We start from the raw sequence: 6,587 nt of genomic DNA on the forward strand, positions 1-6,587 counted from the left end.
TGACCAGCCCCGAGGTTCAAACTCCCAAACTCCGTTACCTGTCAGTGTGGGGACTGTAAAAAAGATCGGATAGACCCGATCGTTGTTATTCATGGAGCGGTTGAAGGTGGATGAGGTGGTAGCCGTGGGGGTTGGCTAGCGGGGCCAGGATGGTGCCGGTGGTGGTGATGACGGTTTGGGTGAGGTCGAGTCGGTTTTCGCGGTCGGTAAGTTGTCGGGCGGTGTCGTGGTCGGGACCGGTGGCAGAGACGATCGTCCCGTCGGGGGTGAGGGTGGTGATGCTGCCGGGGGTGTGGAGTGAGCCGTTCAGGTGCAGGACGAAACGAGGGCCGGGTTCGATGTCGATGAGGGTGATCGATCGTGCGGGCAGGTGGCCTGTCGGCAGCTGCCAGGTCGTGGATGGGTGGGGGCCGTCTGGGCGTTGGCGGGGTTGGTGTTCGGTGATGAGGAGTTCTTGGGGGTGGGCGACGGTGCTGTGGGCGATGGTGGTGGTCGCGGTTTGCGGGTCGTGGACGGCGCCGTGCAGGCGGACGCGCCAGTGGGGGGTGATGCGGGCGATGCCGTCACCGGTGCGGGCGTACAGGTGTCCGGCGTAGTCGAGGCCGGCGAGGTTGATCAGGGGTACGGGCGGGTCGGGTGCGGTGAATGTGGTCTGGCCGGTGGCCAGGTCGGTGTCGGCGAGTCTTTGGGTGCGTCGTCCGGAGTCCTCGGTCATGCGGGCGTACAGGGCGTGGCCGGTTGGGGTGATCACCAGGTTGCGTACGTTGGTGTCAAGGCGGGGCATCGTGTGCAGGTCGCCGGTAGTGGGGTCCAGGGCGGGGATTCCGGCGGTGGTGGCGTGGGGGATTATCCACAATGGTCCGCCGGTTGTGGGGTGTTGCAGACCGGTGTAGTGGCCGATCAGGTTTGCGGGGTCGGTGTAATGCAGGTCGAACGGTCCGCTTCGTGACCAGAGGGTGGCTCCGGACCGGTCGATGTGGCGGACCCGGTTCACCCATTCCTGGGTGCGATCGGCGTCGTGGTGGAGGATCTCCAGCAGGAAGATTCCGCCGTCGGCCGTGGGTGTGAAGTCCACTATGCTCCAGCCGGCGACCCGGTCAACTTCGGCGGGTACGACCAGCGGGCGGGTCTGGCCATCACCGGTCCTGCGCAGGAATCGGCGAGTTCGGCCGCGGTCGTATTCGCCGGCCAGAACGACGCAGTCGTCAAAGAATCCGGGGCGTACCGCGAAGGTCGGGCGCAGCGGTCGGGCCGTCAATCCGGTCGACGATGGCATGGACACCAGCCTGCCGGGGACTTGATCCTGCCTGTCTCCCCAGCCGAAACTCACCACGGACCCAACCCTCGGTACCGGCGCACCGTCCCCCACTGCCGGATCAGTCACCCCCACCGCGGCGCCCCGAACTCAATCGCCTGAAAATTCGTGGCCGCCGCTATTTCTTCGATAGTGGTCGGCTGCATGAACCCAACATTCCTTTGATCATTCGGCGTGAGCATGTGAGGGAAAGGGAAAATCCAGTGATTCATGATCTCGAGACGCCCTTGGGCGTCCCTGGTGCCGAGACTGATGGCCACATGACGAATGCCATCAAAGAAGATGATGTAACCGGATGGGATATCCGGATAACCGACTCCTGTCGACGGATCGATAGTATAGCGCTGAAGTGCACCGGAAGCCATCCCTTGCATGATCGAATCGTAGTACGTTACCTGAGGGATTGACGAGTCCCGACCATATCTGTCTGGTTCTGAAGGAGAGGTGTAGGAATACGTGTCGGGGTCGTATCTAATGGTACGGAGGACAGCCCCGGATGCGGCACTGGCGGACCTGGCGTACAGGCTTTCAATCCAGAGCTTGTCGATGACTCCGGCTTGATAGGCAGAGAAGAGGATGGCATCCCAGCAGTTCATGGTGCTGTCATCGGTTGGCTCCCGGCCCTTTCCATGAAGCCAGAGCGCCATGTCATTGGGGTATCCCGTAATCGTGGTCTCCAGGACGTTCCAGCTGCCGCCGTCAACCCTGTTTCCTCCGCGCCACCGCAGTTTCCCGTGAAGTTGCCGTGCCGCCGCGACGACCATGGTGGCTGGCGATGCCCAGGGCGGAGCAGCGAATTCAATGACACGGAACCGGGGGGTGTTGTCATGTCCACTGAACAGGAGGTCCTCAACGGTGGTGATCTGCAGAAAACCGGTAGATCGTCTTCCTCTGGAGTCTGGAGGGGTGCTGTGTGGCCGGTCCCAGTGGCTGATTACCAGCTGCCGGCCGTCGAGGTCACGGATGCCGAGGCTGAGAGCGACGTGTCCGTTAATGCCGTCAAAGAGGATGACGTGGCCAGCAGGGATGTCAGGCCCGCCGACCCCGATATCGGGGTTGATGTCATACCGATGACGGGGGCCGGGAGCCAGATATTCCGCCAGAACCGACTGGAATGCCACTTCGGAGACGGTCATCCGGTTGTCACCGTATCCGTCCCCCACATTTGGCAAGGAGGAGTGGTTGGCGTCCGGGTTGCGCCGCTGGAAGCGCCTGAAAATCGAGTTGGCGCCTTCGGCGGCTTGGGCGTAGACGCGCCGCGGCCAGGTCAGGCTGACCTGCCCAGCCTGGATCGAGTTGGCGCGTTCGGCGGCTTGGGCGTAGACGCGCTGCAGCCATGGCAGGCTGACCTGCCCAGCCTGGTAGGCGGCGAAGAAAATCGCCTCATGAGCAGCCATCGTGCCGTTTCGATCCGGGACCGCGCCGGTGCCGCGAATCCACCGCGCGAAATCGTTGACATGGCGACCACCGCCGATGGTCTCGGAGATCTGCCAGCCGTCACGCGGACTGGGCGCGGCACCGCCACGCCAGCGCAGGTAGCCGACGTACTGCCGAGCCTCCTCGAGCACGGCGACCGCTCCCGGGAGCGGCTGGGTGCCCTGGCCCGGCGTGTCTGAGGTACCCGCAGGTCGCGCCAACTGTATGCCAGGCATCGTCGAACTGCCGGCCGCTGGCTGGCCGTCCCGGGTCTGGTGCGGCCGGTACATGCCGTGGCGTGTGGTGGCGGGCGGATCCAACAACGCCTGCAGGGTGTGGCTGCCCGAGGTGGTGGCTTGGGGTTGCGGGCCGGCCAACGCCTCCGGTGGGGCGGGTCGCCCGTCCAGGGCGAGGAACAGAACCCGGGTGTCCGGCAACGCGAGCCACGTCACCCGTTCATCTTCGGCGCCGTTCGGGAGTGCGACCGGCTGCGGGGCGGCTGAGGTTATCGGATCGATCAGCATGAGAGTACCTTGCGCGTCGGACAGGAGCCAGAACGCGTGGCTTTCGCGGCCTGGTGGCCGTACCGACACCAGCGCCATCGCACCCGGCCGCGCCCGAAGCGCCGCCCGCAACACGGCGTCATCGGTCCGGGTCAGCGTTCCATTCAACGCCTGCTCCAGCGAGTGCAGGTCTGTCGGATCGTCCAACCAAGTGTCATCACTGACGTGACGGTTCCCGATCCGTGCGTGCATCGCGATGAACACACCCCACGCGAGGGGGACACAATCCCACGGCCCCGGTTCGTAGCCGCTGTCGCGGTCCTGTGGCACCGCGGCCATCCAGCCGATCAACCGGTCGACGGACGCGCCCGCCGCCGGGCCCGTGTCGTTGGCGGTACGCACCGCCGCGCGGAGTTGACCCAGAGCCCACGGGGACGACCGCCGGCCCATGCCCGACCACACGCCACCACTGCCCCCACGTGCCCACTCACCGAGGGCCAGGGTGTCCGGGTCAGGCCGGGATACACCGTCGGCCGGTACGGCAAGCTGTCCCAGCCGCGAGTCGGGCCGACGGATCAACCGCACCGGAACCCGCAGCTGTGACGGCAACTCGGCGACAGACGTGCTCGGGTGGAAAGCTTCAAACCGGCCGTCGTCCTCCCGTTTCGTCGGGTCGATGACCAGGTACCCGTCGTCGACCCGTTCCACAATCACTATGTGGGCTTCCTGGTTCGGCGGCTGTAGACGCACCGCGGTGACATGGCCCGGCTTCAGGTCAAGCAGCTCGGCCACCAACCCGTCCTGGAAATGGCCACCCAGCCACTGAGCGATGTTCGCGGACCGGTTGGGGAGCATCGAGTCATCCCACGGCGTCTGGGCCGGGAGCGAGGGCGGGCCGATGGCGGCGAGAACCCGGCCGACACCGACCACGCAGTTCACGCCTTCACCCTCGACGGAGGCCCTCTCCACAGCCGCCCGCACCTCCCGCGAAGGCGTCCCGGCCCGCGCCGCACCCACCACCGGCAACCCACCCACCCGCCGCGCCTCCACAGAAATCGACGGGTCCAGCAGCGCGGCGGCCGACGAACCGATAACCTGCGGCAACGTCAGGTCATACTGCAGGACAGGTTGCAGGGCCTGGAAATGCCGGCCGGACCGCACCACATACACCGGCAAGACACCGTCAATGTCCCGCGGGTAGGCGACGACGCCCCGCTCAACCACCCCCACCCCCAACCCCATGTTCAACAGGCTGGCTACGTCATCCCCCGCCACCGTGTCCCACAACCGGTGATCTCCCACCGCGGCCAGCGACACATCAATCCCCCGCAAAGGACGGCCTTCCCGCCGCGCCCCCACCACCAGCTGCAACAACAACGCCCGACCAGTGACCCCCACCCCCAGCGGCACCGACCGAAGGTCAGCGAACTCCTCAAGCCGGTCCAACACCCCCAGGTCACCGCCATCGATCAAAGAGGCCAACGTCTCACGCAACAACGACCGCGCATACAACGGCCACCGCCGCTGCATATCAGCCACGTCCGAGCGGAACTCAACCCCCAGATCCCGCAGCGCACTAACGAACGCCTCGTCAGGCAACTCCTCGAACGGCACACCGGAGATCTGCGCCTGCTCCCGCAACCACACGTCGACACCCAGCCCCTGCGCCTGCTCCCGCAACTGCCGGCGGCGTTCGCCGGTCACCCACGTCAGCCGCTGCGCACCAAGAAACTCCCAGGAACCGGGACCCACCAACTCGGCCAACACCGCATCAGGAACGTCACGTAACTCATCCGACACGATCTGACCATCAGTCGTGCGCCCCATCAGCCCCGCGAGAAAAGGATCACCCCGCTGGGGGGCAAATTGACTAGTCGCAACATGACGCAACGACAACGCATCAACCACCCCCGGCAGCGGCGCCACCCCCTGCAACCGGGCCGACTCAAGAACCGCATGGAACAAACAATTCCCATCCGGTGGCACGTCAATAACCCGAAACAGCCCCACACCCTCAACATCAACCAACGGCGGCTCACCAACCCACTCATCAAGTTCCCCCGAACTCGACACCTCCGCACTAAAATTCCCCACACCACTGTCGACCCCGAACTGTGTTCGGGTATCAACCTGCGACAACTCACCATCCCCGCCATCAAAATCCTCGTCCAGGGACCCGGCAACTCCGACCGGGTCACGCTCACCCCCCACCGGGCCTTTACTCAGTTCGCGGTACCGGTCCACCCACGGTTGATGCTGATCCTCTGGCACGTCACAACCCCGCAGAATAGGCCCGCAAGGAATCCTCGCCAGGCCAGAATTTGTGCCGCCGCGGATGTTTGCCACTGTCTGTGGCGGTGATGCCGCGCTGCCCGCCGGCACTGCTGGCGTCCGCGATCACCGCATGCGACCTGTGCCCCGCCAACATATTGAGATGCTGATGGAACTCCTTCGCGGGTTGTGGCGCTGCGCGGGTCAGGCCGCTCACCCCCCACCGGGCCTTTACTCAGTTCGCGGTACCGGTCCACCCACGGTTGATGCTGATCCTCTGGCACGTCACAACCCCGCAGAAAGGCCCGCAAGGTATCCTCGCCAAACCAGAATTTGCCGCCGCGCATGTTTGCCGCTGTCTTGTCGGTGATGCCGGGCTGCCCGCCGGCACGGCTGGCGGCCTCGATCGCCACATTCGACCTGTGCCCCGCCACCGTATTGAGATACTGATGGAACTCCTTGCGGGTTGAGGCGCTGCGCGGGTCAGGCCGCTCACCCCCCACCGGGCCTTTACTCAGTTCGCGGTACCGGTCCACCCACAGTTGATGCTGATCCTCTGGCACCTCACAACCCCGCAGAAAGGCCCGCACGGCATAATCATTGGCAGGCCAGGATTTGCCGGCGCGGATTTTTGCCACTGGTTTTTCGGTGATGCCGCGCTGCCCGCCGGCACGGCTGGCGGCCGCGATCGCCGCATTCGACCTGCGCCCCGCCGCCGTATTGATAAGTTTACAGAACTCTTCGCGGGTTGTGGCGCTGCGCGGGTCAGGCCACTCACCCTCCACCGGGCCTCTACTCAGTTCGCGGTACCGGTCCGGTGGCACGTCAATAAGCCGAAACAGCCCCACACCCTCAACATCAACCAACGGGGCACCAGCCCACTCATCAAGTTCCCCCGAACTCGGCACCTCCGCAGGAAAATTCTCCACACCACTGTCGACCCCGAACTGTGTTCGGGTATCAACCTGCGACAACTCGACATCCCCGCCATCAAAATCCTCGTCCGGGAATCCGGCAACTCCGACCGGGTCACGCTCACCCCCCACCGGGCCTTTACTCAGTTCGTGGTACAGGTCCACCGA

General features: G+C 65.0%; 3 protein-coding genes. All 3 read right to left on the minus strand.

Going from position 1 to position 6,587, the window contains the following annotated elements:
* Positions 1-85: 85 nt before the first annotated feature.
* Positions 86-1,276 carry a hypothetical protein gene (locus A6A27_RS05175; RefSeq protein ID WP_073833358.1) on the minus strand — a complete coding sequence of 397 codons (1,191 nt, stop codon included), beginning with the start codon at positions 1,274-1,276 and terminating at the stop codon, positions 86-88.
* A 104-nt stretch (positions 1,277-1,380) separates the two neighbouring features.
* Entirely contained in the window at positions 1,381-5,478 is a 4,098-nt protein-coding gene (locus A6A27_RS05180; protein ID WP_143193895.1) for a hypothetical protein, read from the minus strand.
* Positions 5,457-6,587, minus strand: a 1,131-nt coding sequence (locus A6A27_RS44125; RefSeq protein ID WP_158073947.1) for a hypothetical protein, incomplete at its 5' end; no start/stop codon positions are given. The genes A6A27_RS44125 and A6A27_RS05180, both read right to left, overlap by 22 nt.

Source organism: Micromonospora sp. CB01531 (genome assembly GCF_001905095.1).
GTDB lineage: Bacteria > Actinomycetota > Actinomycetes > Mycobacteriales > Micromonosporaceae > Micromonospora.

Coding starts and splice junctions, on each gene's coding strand:
- A6A27_RS05175 (WP_073833358.1), bottom strand. CDS start 1,276: ATGCCATCGTCGACCGGATTGACGGCCCGACCGCTGCGCCCGACCTTC.